Annotated in this window: 14 protein-coding genes; all 14 read left to right on the top strand. The window is 43.9% G+C overall.

The window, feature by feature from the left end; translation table 11 throughout:
• The first annotated feature begins 34 nt into the window (after positions 1-34).
• The 14 genes from V1L52_RS06665 to V1L52_RS06600 all read left to right on the top strand — a co-directional run bounded on the left by V1L52_RS06665 (position 35) and on the right by V1L52_RS06600 (position 17,448).
• The gene (locus tag V1L52_RS06665; protein ID WP_428768129.1) at positions 35-1,075 is read left to right on the top strand and encodes a lipopolysaccharide biosynthesis protein; all 1,041 of its coding nucleotides are present in this window, start codon (positions 35-37) and stop codon (positions 1,073-1,075) included.
• Positions 1,072-2,583, top strand: coding sequence for an SLBB domain-containing protein (locus V1L52_RS06660; RefSeq protein WP_428768127.1), 1,512 nt, complete (start codon positions 1,072-1,074; stop codon positions 2,581-2,583). The genes V1L52_RS06665 and V1L52_RS06660 overlap by 4 nt, the downstream gene beginning before the upstream one ends.
• A gap of 13 nt (positions 2,584-2,596) precedes the next feature.
• Entirely contained in the window at positions 2,597-4,312 is a 1,716-nt protein-coding gene (locus tag V1L52_RS06655; protein ID WP_428768126.1) for a hypothetical protein, read from the top strand.
• A gap of 2 nt (positions 4,313-4,314) precedes the next feature.
• Entirely contained in the window at positions 4,315-4,629 is a 315-nt protein-coding gene (locus V1L52_RS06650; RefSeq protein WP_428768124.1) for a hypothetical protein, read from the top strand.
• Between the two features lie 13 nt (positions 4,630-4,642).
• A complete protein-coding gene (locus tag V1L52_RS06645) occupies positions 4,643-5,374 on the top strand; it encodes a DUF6675 family protein (protein WP_428768122.1) in 732 nt (243 codons plus the stop codon).
• Positions 5,371-6,573: a mannose-1-phosphate guanylyltransferase gene (locus V1L52_RS06640; protein ID WP_428768120.1), complete on the top strand. Its 1,203-nt coding sequence runs from the start codon at positions 5,371-5,373 to the stop codon at positions 6,571-6,573. The genes V1L52_RS06645 and V1L52_RS06640 overlap by 4 nt, the downstream gene beginning before the upstream one ends.
• A gap of 362 nt (positions 6,574-6,935) precedes the next feature.
• Positions 6,936-8,024: a dTDP-glucose 4,6-dehydratase gene (gene rfbB / locus V1L52_RS06635; RefSeq protein WP_428768119.1), complete on the top strand. Its 1,089-nt coding sequence runs from the start codon at positions 6,936-6,938 to the stop codon at positions 8,022-8,024.
• Positions 8,021-8,620 carry a hypothetical protein gene (locus tag V1L52_RS06630; RefSeq protein WP_428768118.1) on the top strand — a complete coding sequence of 200 codons (600 nt, stop codon included), beginning with the start codon at positions 8,021-8,023 and terminating at the stop codon, positions 8,618-8,620. Before rfbB ends, V1L52_RS06630 begins: the two co-directional genes overlap by 4 nt.
• A gap of 16 nt (positions 8,621-8,636) precedes the next feature.
• The gene (locus V1L52_RS06625; protein WP_428768116.1) at positions 8,637-9,362 is read left to right on the top strand and encodes a DUF6675 family protein; all 726 of its coding nucleotides are present in this window, start codon (positions 8,637-8,639) and stop codon (positions 9,360-9,362) included.
• 18 nt (positions 9,363-9,380) lie between these two features.
• Positions 9,381-10,682, top strand: a complete 1,302-nt coding sequence (aepX, locus tag V1L52_RS06620) for a phosphoenolpyruvate mutase (RefSeq protein ID WP_428768114.1) — start codon at positions 9,381-9,383, stop codon at positions 10,680-10,682.
• A complete protein-coding gene (gene aepY / locus V1L52_RS06615) occupies positions 10,682-11,809 on the top strand; it encodes a phosphonopyruvate decarboxylase (RefSeq protein ID WP_428768112.1) in 1,128 nt (375 codons plus the stop codon). Before aepX ends, aepY begins: the two co-directional genes overlap by 1 nt.
• A 2-nt stretch (positions 11,810-11,811) precedes the next feature.
• The gene (locus V1L52_RS06610; RefSeq protein WP_428768110.1) at positions 11,812-13,665 is read left to right on the top strand and encodes a 2-aminoethylphosphonate aminotransferase; all 1,854 of its coding nucleotides are present in this window, start codon (positions 11,812-11,814) and stop codon (positions 13,663-13,665) included.
• 40 nt (positions 13,666-13,705) lie between these two features.
• Positions 13,706-14,566: an ABC transporter permease gene (locus V1L52_RS06605; protein ID WP_428768108.1), complete on the top strand. Its 861-nt coding sequence runs from the start codon at positions 13,706-13,708 to the stop codon at positions 14,564-14,566.
• Positions 14,566-17,448, top strand: a complete 2,883-nt coding sequence (locus tag V1L52_RS06600; protein WP_428768106.1) for a bifunctional fucokinase/fucose-1-phosphate guanylyltransferase — start codon at positions 14,566-14,568, stop codon at positions 17,446-17,448. Before V1L52_RS06605 ends, V1L52_RS06600 begins: the two co-directional genes overlap by 1 nt.
• Positions 17,449-17,457 lie beyond the last annotated feature (9 nt).

Here is a 17,457-nt window from a genome sequence, read left to right as displayed (position 1 = left end):
TTTTATACACTGTAAATCATAGAAGGAAACCGTTATGCAACAAAACACAACACCCGAACTGAACAATTTACCGCAATCCCCGGAGGATGAAATATCTCTTATAGATCTGTGTGCGGTTTTATTGCGCTACAAAAAACTTATTATCGGCCTGACCGCTGCGGGAGCCGTTTTTTCGGTGGTATTTGCCCTGCTCTCTTTAAAACTTCCGGCTGAAAAGTCTTTTTTGCCGAACCTCTATACGCCGAAAGCTCATATGCTTATAAACGATCCGAATGCGCAGGGCGGCGGACTTTCATCGCTTATTAACTCAAGCGGGCTCGGCAGTCTTGCCGGTTTGGCGGGAATTTCGGCTAAGGGCGGAGCCTCGTACGGTTCTCTTGCGGTGTATTTGGCAGGCAGTAATTCATTTTTGGATGCGTTGATTACCGAATTTAATCTGGTAGAGCGATATGAAATAAAAAAATCCTTGAAAGCGGATACACGCAAAGCTTTGTTAAAATACCTTCAGGCAACACTTGACGATAAAACAGGGGTTTTTACGCTGAGTTTTACCGATATTGATCCTGTCTTTGCACAAAAGGTGGTAAACTATGCGGTCGAGTATCTTGAAAACCGTTTTACGGAAATGGGACTTGATAAAAATAAGCTTGAAAAATCCAATCTTGAACAAAATATTCACAATACCTATACCGAAATTGTGCGCCTGCAAAATAAATCGAAAAAACTGGAAGAGTCGGTTTCCGGCGGCTTACAGTCCGCGCATATACCTTCAATCATGCTTGAAATAAATATGTTAAAATTGGAACTGAAAGCTCAGGAAGCGGTCTATGCTCAGTTAAAAACCCAATACGAGCTTTTAAAAATAAAGATTGCAAGCGAAACGCCGGTGTTTCAAATTTTGGAGCGGGCGGAAGTGCCGGATAAAAAATCGAAACCGAGCAGAGGAAAGCTCTGTATTATCATTACCTTTGCTTCGGCCTTTATATCGGTATTTATTGCATTTTTGCTGAATGCCGTTTCCAATATAAAAAAAGATGAAGAAGCTATGGCTAAACTTAAAGGAATAAAAAAATGAAACGAATTATCGCCTCGCTCATCATAGCCCTGTATACGGCTTGTTTAAATGCACAAAATATAGATAATGCATTGCAGCAATACCTTCAAAAACAAAATACCGCAGACAACGGTACGGGAGCGGATATTGCTCAGACTATGGGACATTCCGCTCAACTTGCAATGTCTACCGCCGATTATCCGGTAACGGCAGGAGATGTATACATGCTCGGTTTTGCCGCCGGAACAACTCCCGTCTCTTATACCCTTACGGTTGATACATCTTATAAAATACGGGTTGCCAATTTGGCGGTTTTAAATGCTGCAGGAAAAACATTCCGTAAATTAAAAGAAGAAGTTGAAGCAATTGTTTCAAAAAACTATCCTCTAAGCGGGGTGCAGTTTGTGCTGATCACTCCGGGAGCTTTTACGGTCTTGGTTAAGGGAGAAGTCAATACGGTTGCTGAAAAAAACGCATGGGGCTTAACCCGTGTTTCGGAAATCATAGGGGGATCCTTTACCGCCTATTCTTCCAATAGAAACATTGTTTTGGAATCGCCGGAACGTACCGTCCGTTGCGATATTTTCAAAGCGCGCCGTACCGGAGACTTGACACTTGACCCCTATGTCCGCCCCGGAGATATTATTACCGTAGGCCGTGTCGAACGCAGGGTTGGACTTACCGGCGCGGTGGAACGTCCGGGAACCTATGATCTTTTGGAAAATGAAAACATAAAAGAACTTATACATTATTACGGTTCCGGCCTTACTCCTTTTGCGAATATGGAACGGATTGAAATAGAAAATTCTCTGAGCAATACAAAAACCTATATCGATAAAAAAGACTTTGAAAGCAATACCGTTTTAAAACATCTTGATACCGTTTTTGTAGATACTCTGGAGAATACCAAACCCTTTGTGTATATACAGGGGGCAGTCGGTACATACGGTGCTCAAGTTGAATCGGGTCGCGGAATCGTAACTAAGACGGAAAATATTCCCCTTCCCTTTTTACAAAACACCGATTGGACCTATATAGTACGCCAACAGCGCGATTTGTTTTCGGTTCATTCGGACATCGAAAAAACCTATATTTTGCGTAAAGGACAAAAACTGCCTATAAATGTACAGCGTATCTTATATGATTCCGAATACTCGGTATCCCTTCCTGCTGAGGCGGGCGATATTCTTTCAGTTCCCGCAAAACAGCTGCTTGTAACGGTCAGCGGTAATGTCAATATGCCGGAAAGATACGGCTATGTTCCGGACTGTACCTATGAATACTATCTTGCTCTTGCAGGAGGAATTACATCGGGAAATAAAAAAACAAAGAGTATTTCAATCACTACTGCTGCAGGCAAAAAAATTCCCCTTAGTGCTCCCGTTATGCCTGAAAGCATTATAAATGTGTATGATAATAATTTTTTGTTGTTTTGGAATCAGTATGCGCCCGTTGTGGTAACAGCCCTGTCTATAATCAGTACCTCTTTAACCATATGGGCTGTAAGCAGAGAACAAACAAGGAAATAATTCAGGATGCGGTATGAAAAAATATTTTAGCTATATTATTGTACTGTTAGTTTGGGGAAATGTTTTTATCTTTTCGCAAACACAGTTGAGTGTTCCCCTGAACAACAGAGTTTACGAATTATTGGATTATGCGCATATAAAAGGTTTGATAGATCAACTGCCGACTAAAAAACCCTATGCCCATAATACCGTTTTAAAACTTTTCGATGAGATTTTCGCTTCGGGCCGTCTTACACCGGCGGAATATGCAGTCTTTGAAAAAGCCCGCCGTTCATTAGTTCCCGCGGTATCTAAAACTCCCATATATTCAGCCGGGAAATACCGCAGGGAATATGAGGGGGCTTCAGCGGAGCTGGGCGGCTATTGGACATCGGATTTCAGTGCAAACCTTAATGCGCCTTCCCTGTCTCAGCGCCATTGGCTCGGTGTATATGCTCAGGGAGATATAGGCCCCGCATTTTCGTATAAATACGATTTGGGAATGGGATTGATGAGACTTCGTCACAATGCCTATCCGGTCAATACCTATTCAAAAGATTTTGATGCGATTCAAATCCTATTGACAAAAGAAAATTATAATTATGCCGTTACATCGGAAAAGCTTGCAGCCGGAATACGTATGGAACCGGAGCTTGCTCTTTCTCTTTATAAGAATAAAATACATATTAACTTTTCCCGTGTACGCCGCGATTGGGGAGCAGGAGACGGGAATATTATTTTGTCTAAAACGGCACGTCCCTTTATTGCAGCGGATTTCTCAGTGCGGCCTCTGCCCTGGCTTAATTTTTACTATATAAACGGTATCCTTGAGTTTTTAGGACCGAACTTAAAAACAAAGGCCGAAGAATTTCAACTCACATACGGGGCAAGCAGTGTTGAGCTGTTATTCGGTAAATACGGATTTTTTAATCTGACAAGTTCTGTCTTATATCCCAAGCGTTCCGAGATGGGATATTGGCATCCCGCCCTTTTTCCGGTGCTTTATCAGTTTTATATCGGCGATTTCGATAATATGCAGCTGGGACTGGCTGCAGGAGGCACTATGCCGAAATACCTTCGTATCTATGCGTCGGTTTTTACCGATGAGCTAAATTTTTTGCCGAACGATTTTTTTCATAAAGACCGCAATATGTATGTCTTCCAGGCGGGAATTAAAGGTATTCTCCCCTTTTTACCCTTGGGAACCGCCGTGCTGCAGTATACAAAGGTTGAACCTTATATGTACACTCATCCTCTAACCGATGTGCCCTGGTATAATAAAAAAGTCGACACAACCTATATAAACCACGGCGAGCCTTTGGGCTATAAGGCGGATCCGAATTCTGATGAACTTAAAGTTAAAGTTTCGGCAATTCCTCTTACCTATTTGGATGTACAGGGAACGTATACCATGGTGCGGCACGGCACCACATACGGGAACGATCCGGTTGATGGAAGTTCCTTCGCCGACCGATTGGATTATTCGGGTAATTTGAACAATGCACAAGAAGGGCAAAAATACTACAAAAATTTTTTACGTGATGGAACCTATCAATGGATACACAGTTTGGGCATTGTTTTGAATATGGATGTAAAGGAAGTATTGAAACTTCCCCTTCCCCTTTGTCTCTCTGTGGGCTATACCCTGTCTTATTCTTATCATACGGACAAAAATATACGGCACGTAAAAAACGCGGACTATAAAGATTTATTGACCAATTATCTGAGCCTATCGTTTAGGATATATTAACAATGGAAAAGGACTCCGAACTTCAACTGTTTTCAAACGTTCACGAAGCGCTCAGCTTAAACAGTGGAGCCAGTCAGCGAGACCTTGCCGAATACACAAATCTGTCTTTGGGTCGATATTACAGAATGTCATTTATAAAAATCGACAATGAAGATTTCAATAAGGATGAAAATTATGTAACTTCCGATGCCCTTGTTGTGTTTTCAGATGAGATGCAATATGAAGCCGGTAAACAGCATGAGTCGGATTATATAAGGTCAGATCGCTGTACAAGTGTGATGGACATCATTCGTCATTCCGAAAAATCATTTGCATAAAGTGAGGAAAACAGTGTTTACGGTAAAAAAATATTTTTATATTTTATATTTTTGTGCGGCAGCCGCTTCTCTTTCTTCACAAGCCTTGTTTAATGCAAACCTTACACCGGAAGAAGGTCAAAAGCTCGCTGACGGAGCCATCCTCATACGAAATATCGAAAAAGCAAAAAATATAAGTTTAAATCCGGTTACACCGCAAGCTCAGGAACTTATCGAGCGCGTAAAAAAACTAAAGCCTGCCTATCTTGCGGAAATTATTCAAATACGGCCTTTAAGCGGAAATGAAGATTTGATACAACACATAAAGTCTCTTTTGCTTGATGTGCAGGGGTATGTGGGAATTCCTTATTGGTCGGAGCGTGCTCAGGCTTGGTATGATCTGTATTCAAGCGCTTCAATCGTAAAAAACGAGATAAGAGAAAACGGCGGGTTTATGAATGTCGATTTGGAGATGGAGCCGTTCGGCACTATGAATGTGGATATACAACTTTCGGATAACGGAAGCGAAATTTTTTACAGTATGAAAAATACGGACAGCTTAAAATACTACGACGGTCTTACGGTTGTTCGTTCCGAAAAAATGCAGTCTTTTGTATATGCATTTACATACGATGATTTTATTGTCCTATACGGTATCGGAGGCGTCAATGCTCCGAGTGTCTTTTTTTTGCGTGACCGTATAGAAACTTCATTTATAAACCGTATAAAAACTTTTTGCACTTATATTTTTGAGAAACTTACATGATGCATATCGTTATTTTAGCCGGCGGTTTCGGCGAACGTTTGTGGCCTGCTTCAAGTCCCGAATTCCCCAAACAGTTTATGGCTCTAAAAGAGGGCTTATCTTTTTTTCAACAAGCTTTAGAGCGAGCTGTTTTGCTTACCTGTCTGACTTCTCAAGAAGCGGATACGGATGGCGGTGAACACAAACAGGCGGATGAATCAGTCATAGCGGTTATTACGCGAAAACAGATTGTTACGCAAACCGTAAAACAATGCAACGATTTTGCCCAAGGGTTATCTTCGGATGTGCGCCGCCTTTTTTTTGAAAAACTCCTTGTGATAGCCGAGCCATCATCCCGTCATACCGCACCGCCGCTTGCCCTAATGTCGAGATATATACAGGCTCTATGCAGGAATAAGGGAATAAAAGAAGAGCCGATTTTGTCGCTGACCGGAGATCATATTATTGAGCCGTTTGACGCCTTCTCGGCAAACGTACAAACGGCTTTAGAGCAGGCGCTTCAGGGACGCTTTGTTTGCTTTGCAATTCCCCCTACGGAAGCTTCAACAGGATTCGGTTATATTAAGGCGGGTGTATGCGCCGAAAAAGACGTATATAAAATCGATTCCTTTAAGGAAAAACCCGATGCCCAAACGGCACAAGCGTATTTAAAAAGCGGTTCATACTATTGGAACAGCGGTATGTTTTGTTTTTTGCCCTCGATTTTTATGAATGAATTAAAACTTCATGCGCCTGATATTGCGTCCCATTTTCCCGAGTGCGATTTTTCAAAAGACGGGACTTATTCACAGAATGTTTGCATGACAGAAGCTCCCTCGGTGAATAAAATAGGGAGCATAAAAGCCATTGAAAACTGGATTTATATGGAAAATGCATATCAGTCGGTTCCCTCTCTTGCAGTCGATGTTGCGGTTGCCGAACGTACCGATAAGGCATATGCGGTACGAGCGTCGTTCGAGTGGCGCGATGTAGGAACGTGGGAAAATTTTGCCGACTTGTTTTCGGAAAATGCAAATACGGCCGAAACGGAAACCTCCGGATGTTTTGTCTATTCGGATATTCCGGCTGTTTTATGCGGCGTTCGGGATATTATAGTCGTGGTAAAAAACGGCAAACTGTTTATTACAAAAAAGGGTTCCAGTACCCTTTTAAAAGATCCAAGTGTGCGTGATTTTATAGCACACTTGGATTTGAAATAGTTAAAGCGAAAAAAATAAGATAGAGAATATATCGGGAAAACATTATTCAACTCGAAATAAAAAATGGATTTATATGCTTGTAATATCCGACGCTCTATGATATAGTGTTCAAAGTTTGAACAATTGGTAAAAAGGCCTTTAGCCTGTTTCGGCGGCAAAGCAATCGATTTATCATCCATCTTTTTCTGCATAAAGGCGCATTTTACCGCAGTGCTCACGGAAAAAGAAATATCCTGTGGGGATAAAATCCCGATTTTTTGGGAGCCGCCGCGTTTAAGCTTTTTTATAATCATATAACCAACAAATAAAGTGTACGTACAGTGTACGTTTTTTATAATCGGTGACAAAACGGGATTTAATAGATGCGCAGTTTACAAAATATATTGGTAACCGGAGGCGCCGGATTTATCGGTTCCGATTTTATCCGAGCTTTGTTTGCCGAATGTTCGGGTTTTACAGGCCGCGTTATAAATCTCGACAAGCTCACCTATGCGGGTAACGCGGAAAATTTAAGCACTGTCGAAAAAAAATTCGGCGGCACACGCTATTTTTTTGTACAAGCCGATATTTGCGATAAAAAAACGGCAGACTTTCTTTTCTCCGAATACGACATAGATACCGTTGTGCATTTTGCAGCCGAAAGTCACGTTGACCGCTCAATTTTAGGTCCTGAAGTTTTTTTACGGACAAATATTTTAGGAACCTTTACCCTCTTGCAAGCCGCAAAAAATGCATGGCAAAAAGCGGACGGTTCGATAAAAGACGGCGTTCTTTTCCATCACATAAGTACCGATGAGGTATACGGCTCTTTGGGCACCGAAGGTTCTTTTAAGGAAACGACAGCCTATGAGCCGCGCTCGCCTTATTCTGCAAGCAAGGCATCGAGCGATCATTTTGTAAAAGCATACTTTTATACCTACGGTTTACCCGTCACTCTTTCGAATTGCTCGAACAATTACGGACCTTTTCAGTTCCCTGAAAAACTGATTCCGCTGATGATTTTGAATATGCTTGAAGGAAAAAAGCTTCCGGTTTACGGCGACGGTAAACAGATTCGTGACTGGATTCACGTTTCGGACCATAATGCAGCCGTCCGCCTGATTTTACAAAGCGGAAAGCCCGGAGAAACCTACAATATCGGCGGCGAAAACGAATGGGAAAATATAGAGCTTTTGCATAAGCTCATAGAGATTGTCTGCGATAAGGCAGGACTTAACCGGGATACGGTTATACAAACGATTACCCATGTTACCGACAGGCTTGGTCATGACCGCCGTTATGCAATCGACTGTACGAAAATAAAAAAAGAACTCAACTGGAAACGGCAATTCGATTTTGAAACAGGACTTGCAAATACGGTTGACTGGTATTTAAAAAACAAGGCATGGATAGATAATGTCCGCTCCGGCGAATACCGGAACTGGATTGAAAAAAATTACACAAAACGATGACGCCTTTTATAACGGAACAGGATTCCGAACTGCAGCTGCTTTCAAACGTTCACGATGCACTCAGCATAAACAGTGAAGCAAGTCAACGCGATCTTGCCCAATACACGAATTTATCGCTGGGAATGACCAATGCCCTTTTGCGCCGCTTTGCCGACAAGGGATGGCTGTACATGAAGAAAATTTCAAAAAGAAATATTCAATATGTACTTACACCGCAGGGCATGAAAGAGCTTGCGGCACGCTCCAAACGCTATCTTAAAAATACGGCCCGCCTCATGAATGAGTACCAAGGCTGTATACGCCGCTTTGTGCAGGACTCCTCCCGTGCCGGATGTACAAGTTTGATTTTGGTCGGCGACAATGATTTGGAGTTTTTATTCGATTATGCCTGCCATTTTTGCAAACTTTCTTTTATAAAAATCGCTTCCGAAGATTTTAATCCGCAGCACGGATATGTAACTTCAAACAGCCTTATTGTTTTTTCGGATGAGGGCCGATATGAATCGGTTCAAAAAAACATAGGCGCTTCGGCCGATGTTAAGCGTTATACAAGCGTGATAGATATTTTGAGTTCCGCCGAAGCTTTGCCCGTATAATTCGGAGTTTGATATAATGAATAAAAAATCCGTACTATTTTTGCTCTGTGCTTTTTCGGTCGGCTTTTCTTTATTTTCGCAGGCGATGTTTAACGATAATCCAAGCGGCGAAGAAAGGCAAAAACTTGCCGACGGTGAAATCCTGATACGGAATATCGGAAAAGCGAAAAACATGAGCTTGAAGCCGGTAACGCCTCAAGCCGCAGCGCTTATTGAACGGGTTAAAAAATTAAAGCCTGCATATTTGGCCGAAGTTATTCAAATCCGTCCTTTAAGCGGCAATGAAAACTTAATTCAAAATATAAAGCCGCTGTTGCTTGATATAGAAGGCTATGTGGGAATTCCGTATTGGTCGGAGCGTGCTCAGGATTGGTTTGATCTTTATTCGAGCGCATCGGTTGTAAAAAGCGATGTGACGGAAACGGGCGAAACCTTGAATGTCGATTTATACATGCTTCCCTTCGGGGACTTAAATGTGGATATAGGTTTATCGAATAATGACGGTGAGGTTTTTTATTCGATGATAAATACCGGCAGCGTAAAATACGATAATATAACGGTTGTCCGGCCGGAAAAAATGCAGTCCTTTGTCTACGCGTTTAAATACAACGACTGTATCGTTTTATACGGTATCGGCGGTGTCAACGCTCCGAGCATCTTTTTTTTGCGCGAGCGCATAGAAACCTCGTTTATAAACCGTATAAAAACCTTTTGCAAATTTATTTTTGAAAAGCTGGAATAATTACGTAAGGAGAAAAAAATGTCACAGCGGGTATATCTGGGATTAACGGGTGATATTATTCATCCGGGAATTATCAATATTATAAACGAGGGCGCAAAACACGGAGAGCTGATTATCGGTCTTTTAACCGATTCGGCCATTGTTTCGCATAAACGCCTGCCTTACCTTACTTATGAACAGCGTAAGCAGGTTGTTGAAAATATCAAAGGCGTAAGTGAAGTTATTCCGCAGGAAGATTGGAGCTATATACCCAATTTACGCAAGCTAAAACCCGATTTTATCATTCACGGCGACGATTGGAAAACGGGTTCTTTAAGTAAGATTCGCGGCGACGTTATCGAAGCGATGAAAGAATGGGGCGGACGCGTTATAGAAATTCCCTATACGCAGGGTATAGATTCAAGCGCCCTTGCCGCAAATATGCACAACATAGGAACGACGCCCGAAATCAGAATGAAAACGCTGCGCCGTCTTATTGAAGCAAAACCGGTTGTCCGCATTATGGAAGCTCACTCGGGCTTGTCCGGTCTTATTATAGAAAACCTTGAAGTACAAAAAGAAGACGGCGTTCACCGCTATGACGGTATGTGGTCTTCGAGTTTGACGGATTCTACAAACAAGGGAAAACCCGATATCGAAGCGGTTGACCTTACTACCCGTCTGCAAAGTTTGACGGATATTCTTGAGTGTACGACAAAACCCATTATTTACGACGGAGATACAGGCGGCAAAACCGAACATTTTGTATTTACGGTACGTACTCTTGAGCGAAACGGTATTTCGGCGGTTATCGTTGAAGATAAGGTCGGCTTAAAAAAGAACAGCTTATTCGGCACCGAAGCAAAACAGGAATTGGCGGATGTTGAAGATTTTTGTCATAAAATATCGGAAGGAAAAAAGGCTCAGGTTACCAAAGATTTTATGATTATCGCCCGCCTTGAATCCCTTATTGCCGGTCATTCGGTGGACGAAGCTTTGGAGCGTGCACTCGCATACGTTAAGGCGGGAGCGGACGGCGTTATGATTCACAGTAAGGAAAAAGACGGCGCCGAAATAAAAGAGTTTTGCGGACGCTTTAGAAAAGAGTACGAAAAAGTACCTATTGTACTTGTGCCGACTACCTATAATCGGTTTACAGAAACAGAATTGGCTTCGTGGGGAGCAAACGTTATTATTTATGCAAACCACATGCTGCGCTCGGCCTACCCTGCAATGTATAAGACGGCAAAAACGATTTTGGAAACCGAACGCTCATTGGAAGTAAACGATTATTGCCTCTCTATTAAACAAATTTTGGAATTGATTCCGGGAACAAAATAATGATAAAGCCTCAGTTTTTTTATAACTTATTGCTTGATGAAGGAACCGATTTTTTTACCGGCGTTCCTGATTCTCTTTTGAAGAATTTTTGCGCCTATGTAACCGATACGGCTGCAAAAGACTCGCATACTATAGCTGCAAACGAAGGCTGTGCCGTAGCTCTTGCTTCGGGACATTATTTTGCAACCGGTAACATTCCCCTTGTCTATATGCAGAATTCCGGTTTGGGGAATACGGTGAACCCCCTTCTTTCGCTTGCGGATAAAGCAGTGTATTCGGTTCCCATGCTGCTTGTGATAGGCTGGCGCGGGGAGCCGGGGGTTCACGATGAGCCCCAGCATATTAAACAGGGAAAGGTTACCTGCAGTATACTGGATGCTATGCAGATTCCCTATTGTGTTTTGGAAGCCGAAGAATCGAACGTCGCCTTGCAGGTAAAAAAAGCTTACGAGTATATAAAAAAGGAAAGTGCGCCTTACGCCCTTGTTATCCGCAAGGGTACCTTTGATTCCTACACATTGCAGTCGAATGAAGCGGTTCCCGCACGGATGAGCCGGGAAGAGGCAATAGAAAAAATCATACTGAATGCGCCTGACAATGCCGCCTTTGTGTCGACTACGGGAATGGCTTCCCGCGAATTGTACGAATTGCGTGAAAAACACGGACAAAACCACAGCCGCGATTTTTTAACGGTCGGTTCGATGGGACATGCTTCGCAAATAGCACTCGGTATTGCTTTAAGCAAAAGCGATAAAACCGTTTTTTGTATTGACGGAGACGGTGCGGCGATTATGCACTTGGGCGCTTTAACAACAGTCGGCACGCAAAAACCGAAAAATATGATTCATATTGTTTTGAATAACGGTGCCCATGATTCGGTCGGCGGACAGCCTACAGCCGGACGGAAGATTGATTTATGTGCTGCCGCTTGCGCCTGCGGATACGCTCATACAGTCCGCGTTCACACAGCTGAAGAATTGCAATCGGCGGTAAAAAATGCACAAAGTTTTTCCGCCCCCGTTTTTATTGAAGTATACGTTTCAAAGGGTTCAAGACCCGATTTGGGAAGACCGAAATCTTCTCCGATAGAAAATAAAAAAGCGTTTATGGAATTTCTTGGAGAGTAACGATGATTAAAGAAGCGGTTATAATGGCGGGAGGTTTAGGCTCCCGATTGAAAAATAAAACGGAAAGTATGCCCAAGGGCTTTTTGGAAATAGGCGGAATGCCGATTGTAGAGCAGTCGGTGCAAAAACTGCTTGCCTGCGGAATTGAAAAAATCATCATCGGCACGGGGCATTGCAGCGAATACTATGATAAGCTTGCCCAAAAATACCCTGCAATCCAGACCGTAAAAAACGAAAACTATGCACAGACCGGAAGCATGGGCACCTTGGAGGTGTGCGCTCCCTTCGTTACATCGGATCTTTTACTCCTTGAATCCGATCTCATTTACGATTCTATCGGTTTATTTACACTTATAAACGATGAGCGCAAAAATCTGATCTTGGCAAGCGGCGCAACTCAATCCGGCGATGAGGTTTATCTGCAAGCCGATTCAAACATGTGCCTGACCGGAATTTCCAAAAACAAGGAGGCTTTACAAAGTATTTATGCGGAACTTGTCGGCATTACAAAACTTACAAAGGCCGCGTTAAACACAATGTGCAGCTATGCCGCATCGCATCGCTCCGATATGCCCAAGATGGAATATGAGCAAGCCCTCTTAGCCGCCGCCGAAACCGAACGCATTGCGATAAAAAAAATCGAATACTTTGTGTGGCGCGAAATAGACAACGAAGAGCATTTGGATACGGCGGTAAAAACGGTTTATCCGCATATTGCCGAAAACGAAGCTTTGCGTGCAGTACGCAGAGAGGTATTGCTTAATCCCGGCCCTGCAACCACTACCGACAGCGTAAAATATGCGCAGGTTGCAGCCGATATTTGTCCCCGCGAAACCGAGTTCGGTGATTTGATGCAATGGCTTTGCGATGAGCTTAAAATTTTTGCCCTCGCTCCCGACACCAATCCCGCCGAATACGAAACCGTTATGTTCGGCTGTTCGGGTACCGGTGCCGACGAGGTTATGGTATCGTCTTGTGTACCCGATACGGGGCGGCTTTTGGTAATCGATAACGGTTCATATGGGGAGCGTCTTGCTAAAATAGCCCGCGTGTATAAGATCCCGATGGACGTATATAAGAGTTCAACTTATGAGCCCATCGATTTGGAAAAGCTTGAAGCCGAATTTAAAACGAAAAAATATACCCACCTTGCCTGTGTATACCATGAAACGACGACGGGGCTTCTTAATCCCTTGCACATTATCTGCCCCATGGCTAAAAAATACGGTATGGTTACGATTGTGGATGCGGTAAGCGCATATTGCGGAATGCCTATGGATTTAAAAAGCCTCGGTATCGATTTTATGGCTTCCACGAGTAATAAAAATATTCAGGGTATGGCGGGTGTCGGTTTTGTTATCTGCAATAAGGCGGAATTGGAAAAAACAAAGGATTATCCGATGCGCAATTATTATTTGAACCTCTATGATCAATATGCTTACTTTGCAAAAACTCATCAAACCCGTTTTACCCCGCCCGTTCAAACAATGTATGCCCTTCGCCAAGCCGTTTTGGAAACAAAACGGGAAACGGTGCAAAAACGCTATGAGCGCTATACCGAATGCTGGGAAGTATTGGTTAAAGCGGTGAAAAAACTCGGTCTTAAAATGCTTGTCAAGGAAGAATATCAAAGTCATTTTATCACCGCCATACTTGAGCCGGAAACGCCCCGATACGGTTTTGAAGCTTTGCACGATTTTGCTTCCGAACACGGTTTTACCATTTATCCGGGAAAACTCGGCAATATCAATACATTCCGTATCGCAAACATCGGCGATATACAACCCGAAGAAATGCGCCGCTTTACGGTTAAACTTGAAGAATTTATGCACGGTATAGGAGTGGGAATAAATTAAGCATCCTCCCGGCCAAATAAGATAAGGATTTTAGTAATATATGCAAAACACAGCAATAAAAGACGAACATTGGGATATGATTCTTGAGCCGAAAAATCGGCTTTTGGATTTGAAAATCCGCGAATTGATACGTTACCGCGATCTTGTATTTATGTTTATTAAGCGGGATTTTGTTACCGCCTATAAGCAGACGATTTTGGGACCGATTTGGTACATCGTTCAGCCTTTGGTTACGACAATTATGTACACCTTTGTATTCGGTAACTTGGCAAAAATCGGTACGGACGGAATTCCCTACCTTTTGTTTTATTACGGTGGTACGATGTTTTGGACCTATTTTACCGCATGCTTAAACAGCGCAGCCGGATGTTTTTCATCGAATTCGGGGATATTCGGTAAAGTGTATTTTCCGCGTCTTACCGTTCCCATTTCGACTACGGTCGGCCACATGATAAAGTTGGGCATTCAATTTGCAACCCTTATGATCTTTTATATTTACTATATTGTAATGAAAGCTCCCGTCTATCCTTCGTTTTGGGTACTTGCCCTGCCCCTCCTTGTTATTTGGGTGGGAGCCATGGGAACGGGCTTCGGTATGATTATATCGGCTTTAACGACAAAGTACCGCGATTTAAATCAGCTTTTGGGCTTCGGCCTTTCGCTTGCGATGTACGCAACGCCGATTGTGTACCCTCTGTCCGAAGCGCCCGAAAAATTCCGCTGGGTGTTTTACGTAAATCCGATGAGCGCTCCGATTGAATTGTTCAGAATCTGGTTTTACGGTGCGGGAAATGTTCCCCCTTCAATGATTTTAATAAGCCTTGCCGAAACGGCGCTGTTTATGTTTTTCGGCCTTGTTTTGTTTAACAAAAACGAACGCACTTTTGTAGACGTTATTTAATGCAGTATCTTTTATCCGTTCCCGAAAACTTTGCCTCATGCAGGAAAAAAATCCTCCCCGATACCCCGGAGCGCCGTTATATTGCGGCAGCCGACCCTAAAGGTTCTAAAATCGGCTCGGGCGGGGCTACCGCCTGGCTGTTGCAAAAAGAGCGGGAAGAAAGGCAAGCTGCCGGTAAGAGTACGGGTGCCGAATCCAAGCGCATTATCATCCATGCGGGCGGTCAAAGCAGAAGGCTCCCCTCTTATGCGGTGTGGGGAAAGCTCCTTACTCCGATTCCCGTCTTCCGCTGGGCGATGGGGCAGCCGATTACGCAAACCCTTCTCGATGTGCAAAGCCGTTTGTATGAAAAGCTTATGGCTTTGACGGGGGAACATCAAAACACCCTGATTGCATCCGGCGATATTTTGGTGCGCACCGATGAACTGCCTGAAACCTTGCCCGATGCCGATGTCGTCTGTTTTGCAATGTGGACAACCCCGGAAAAAGCATCCCGACACGGTGTTTTTGTTGTCGAAAAAGAAAAGCCCGAAGTACTCGATTGTATGCTTCAAAAGCCTTCTCCTTCCGAGCTTGAAAAAATCGGGCAAAGCCGTTTTTTTATGATGGACATCGGAATCTGGATTTTAAGCGATAAGGCTCTCGGTGTGCTTGAAAAAAAATGCAAACCGCTTTCAAAAACATCGGACGGTGTCCCGCGCTTTTACGATTTGTATTCGGACTTCGGCCCTGCAATGGGCGTTAATCCGGTTTTAAAAGATGCCGATATTGCGCGGCTTACAACGGCGGTTGTCCGCCTTGACAAGGGTGAGTTTTATCATTACGGAACGAGTGCCGAACTTATTTCGTCTACCGAAAAAATACAAAACCTTGTAACCGACCAGCGTGCCGTTTGGCAAAAAAAGGTAAAAACGCATCCGAGTATTTTTGTACAAAATGCGGATATCCATATTGACTGGAATTCTTCGCACCGCAATATTTGGACAGAAAACGCTTCGGTTCCTAAAAGCTGGACAATCCGCGAAAATACGATTATTACGGGCGCTCCTGAAAACAAGTGGACAGTTGATATTCCCTCTAATATCTGTGTCGATTTTGTGCCTATCCAAAATGAGGGCAAAATCGATTGGTGCCTTCGTCCCTACGGAATGAGCGATGAGTTCCGCGGTCCCTGCGCCGATGAAAAAACAAAGTGGTGTTCGATTTCTTTGCAAACCTGGTTTAAAAGGCACGGCATAAAATTTGAAGATACGGGAATAGAGGGCGATACCGACATTCAAGCCGCTCCCCTTTTTCCCGTAGTACAAAAAGATGATATTCCCTCTCTTTTGAATTGGATGATTGCCCTAAAGCCCGAAAAAACATCAGGCGGAGAAAGTGAGCGGGCTTTCGCTTTACAATGGCTTAATGTAAAACGCCTTTCCGCCGATGAAATAGCTTCACGCTGCGACATTCCCTATTTGTATAAACAGAGGCGCGATCTATGTCTTAAAAATCTTCCCGTATTGGCGCGGCACTACGAAAAAAGCGTTTTTTACCAAAGCGATTTAAGCGTTACCGCCCGGCTTTATGCGGAAAACGGAATCAAGCTGCCCTCACCCCTGCCCCAAAATGCCGACTACATAAGCCGCATGCGCGACTTTATGTTCAGGTCGCGCTTTGCCGAATTGACGGGAAAAGACGGGGCTAAAGAAAAGGATAAAGCCTTTGCGGTATTGCGCGAGCTTATTGTGCAGTCGGCAAAGCCGGTTATGCCGCGCTACGATTTATATTCGGACCAAATTGTGTGGGGAAGGAGCCCCCTGCGTATCGATATTGCGGGCGGCTGGAGCGACACCCCGCCTTTTTGCAATATAAACGGCGGCCGGGTTTTAAATGCGGCGGTCGATCTAAACGGACAGCAAAGCGTTCAGGTTTATGTGCGCTCCATTCCCGAAACGCTTATACGGCTTCGCTCAATAGATAACGGAAAAAGCGAAGATGTGCGCTCATATAAAAGTCTTGCCGCCTTTAATCAAGTAGGCTCGGTATTTTCGATTCCGAAAGCCGCCCTTTGTTTGTGCGGATTTCACCCGGACTTTTGTACGCAAAGTTTTACATCGCTTGAAGAACAGCTCTGTGCGATGGGAGGCGGTTTGGAAATAAGCCTTCTTGCCGCAATTCCGAAAGGTTCGGGCATGGGAACCAGCTCCGTTCTTTCGGCGGCTGTTTTGGGAACGCTTTCGAACGCCTGTTCTTTAAATTGGGATAAGAGTGAAACGGCAAACCGCGTGCTTGTATTGGAACAGCTTTTAACGACAGGCGGCGGCTGGCAGGATCAATACGGGGCGGTGTTCGGCGGCTTAAAACTTTTGGAAAGCGAGGGCGGAATGCAAAACGACATTTCCGTCGGCTGGCTGAACGAAAAGCTTTTTACCGAGTCCGATACGGCCGGCTGTTGGCTTTTGTATTACACGGGAATTACGCGCACGGCAAAGAACATTTTAGCCGAAATAGTAAAATCGATGTTTTTAAATGAGCAAAAAACGCTCGATATTTTACAGGACATAAAACACCACGCGAGCGAAAGCGCCCTCGCATTTCAAAGCGGAAGCTACGAAAAAGCGGCCGCCGCGGTTTTACGCTCATGGCACTTAAATAAAAAGCTTGACAGCGGAACAAGCACCGCCGAAATCGAACGCATTATATCGCTGATTAAAGATTATGCGGCGGGCTATAAACTGCCCGGGGCCGGCGGCGGAGGCTACATGCTTATATGTGCAAAAGATACGCCTGCCGCAGCAAGGATAGTCCGTACTTTGGAAGAACATCCCGTAAACAACCGTGCCCGCTTTGTTAAGTTGAGTTTAAACACTAAGGGCTTGGAAATCAGCAGGTCGTAAGGGGTAAAA

It is taken from the genome of Treponema sp. HNW, from assembly GCF_050320395.1.
Taxonomy (GTDB): Bacteria; Spirochaetota; Spirochaetia; order Treponematales; family Treponemataceae; genus Treponema_C.
This window is presented reverse-complemented; position numbering and strand designations above follow the sequence as displayed.

Coding starts and splice junctions, on each gene's coding strand:
- V1L52_RS06665 (WP_428768129.1), top strand. CDS start 35: ATGCAACAAAACACAACACCCGAACTGAACAATTTACCGCAATCCCCG.
- V1L52_RS06660 (WP_428768127.1), top strand. CDS start 1,072: ATGAAACGAATTATCGCCTCGCTCATCATAGCCCTGTATACGGCTTGT.
- V1L52_RS06655 (WP_428768126.1), top strand. CDS start 2,597: ATGAAAAAATATTTTAGCTATATTATTGTACTGTTAGTTTGGGGAAAT.
- V1L52_RS06650 (WP_428768124.1), top strand. CDS start 4,315: ATGGAAAAGGACTCCGAACTTCAACTGTTTTCAAACGTTCACGAAGCG.
- V1L52_RS06640 (WP_428768120.1), top strand. CDS start 5,371: ATGATGCATATCGTTATTTTAGCCGGCGGTTTCGGCGAACGTTTGTGG.
- rfbB (WP_428768119.1), top strand. CDS start 6,936: ATGCGCAGTTTACAAAATATATTGGTAACCGGAGGCGCCGGATTTATC.
- V1L52_RS06630 (WP_428768118.1), top strand. CDS start 8,021: ATGACGCCTTTTATAACGGAACAGGATTCCGAACTGCAGCTGCTTTCA.
- V1L52_RS06625 (WP_428768116.1), top strand. CDS start 8,637: ATGAATAAAAAATCCGTACTATTTTTGCTCTGTGCTTTTTCGGTCGGC.
- aepX (WP_428768114.1), top strand. CDS start 9,381: ATGTCACAGCGGGTATATCTGGGATTAACGGGTGATATTATTCATCCG.
- aepY (WP_428768112.1), top strand. CDS start 10,682: ATGATAAAGCCTCAGTTTTTTTATAACTTATTGCTTGATGAAGGAACC.
- V1L52_RS06610 (WP_428768110.1), top strand. CDS start 11,812: ATGATTAAAGAAGCGGTTATAATGGCGGGAGGTTTAGGCTCCCGATTG.
- V1L52_RS06605 (WP_428768108.1), top strand. CDS start 13,706: ATGCAAAACACAGCAATAAAAGACGAACATTGGGATATGATTCTTGAG.
- V1L52_RS06600 (WP_428768106.1), top strand. CDS start 14,566: ATGCAGTATCTTTTATCCGTTCCCGAAAACTTTGCCTCATGCAGGAAA.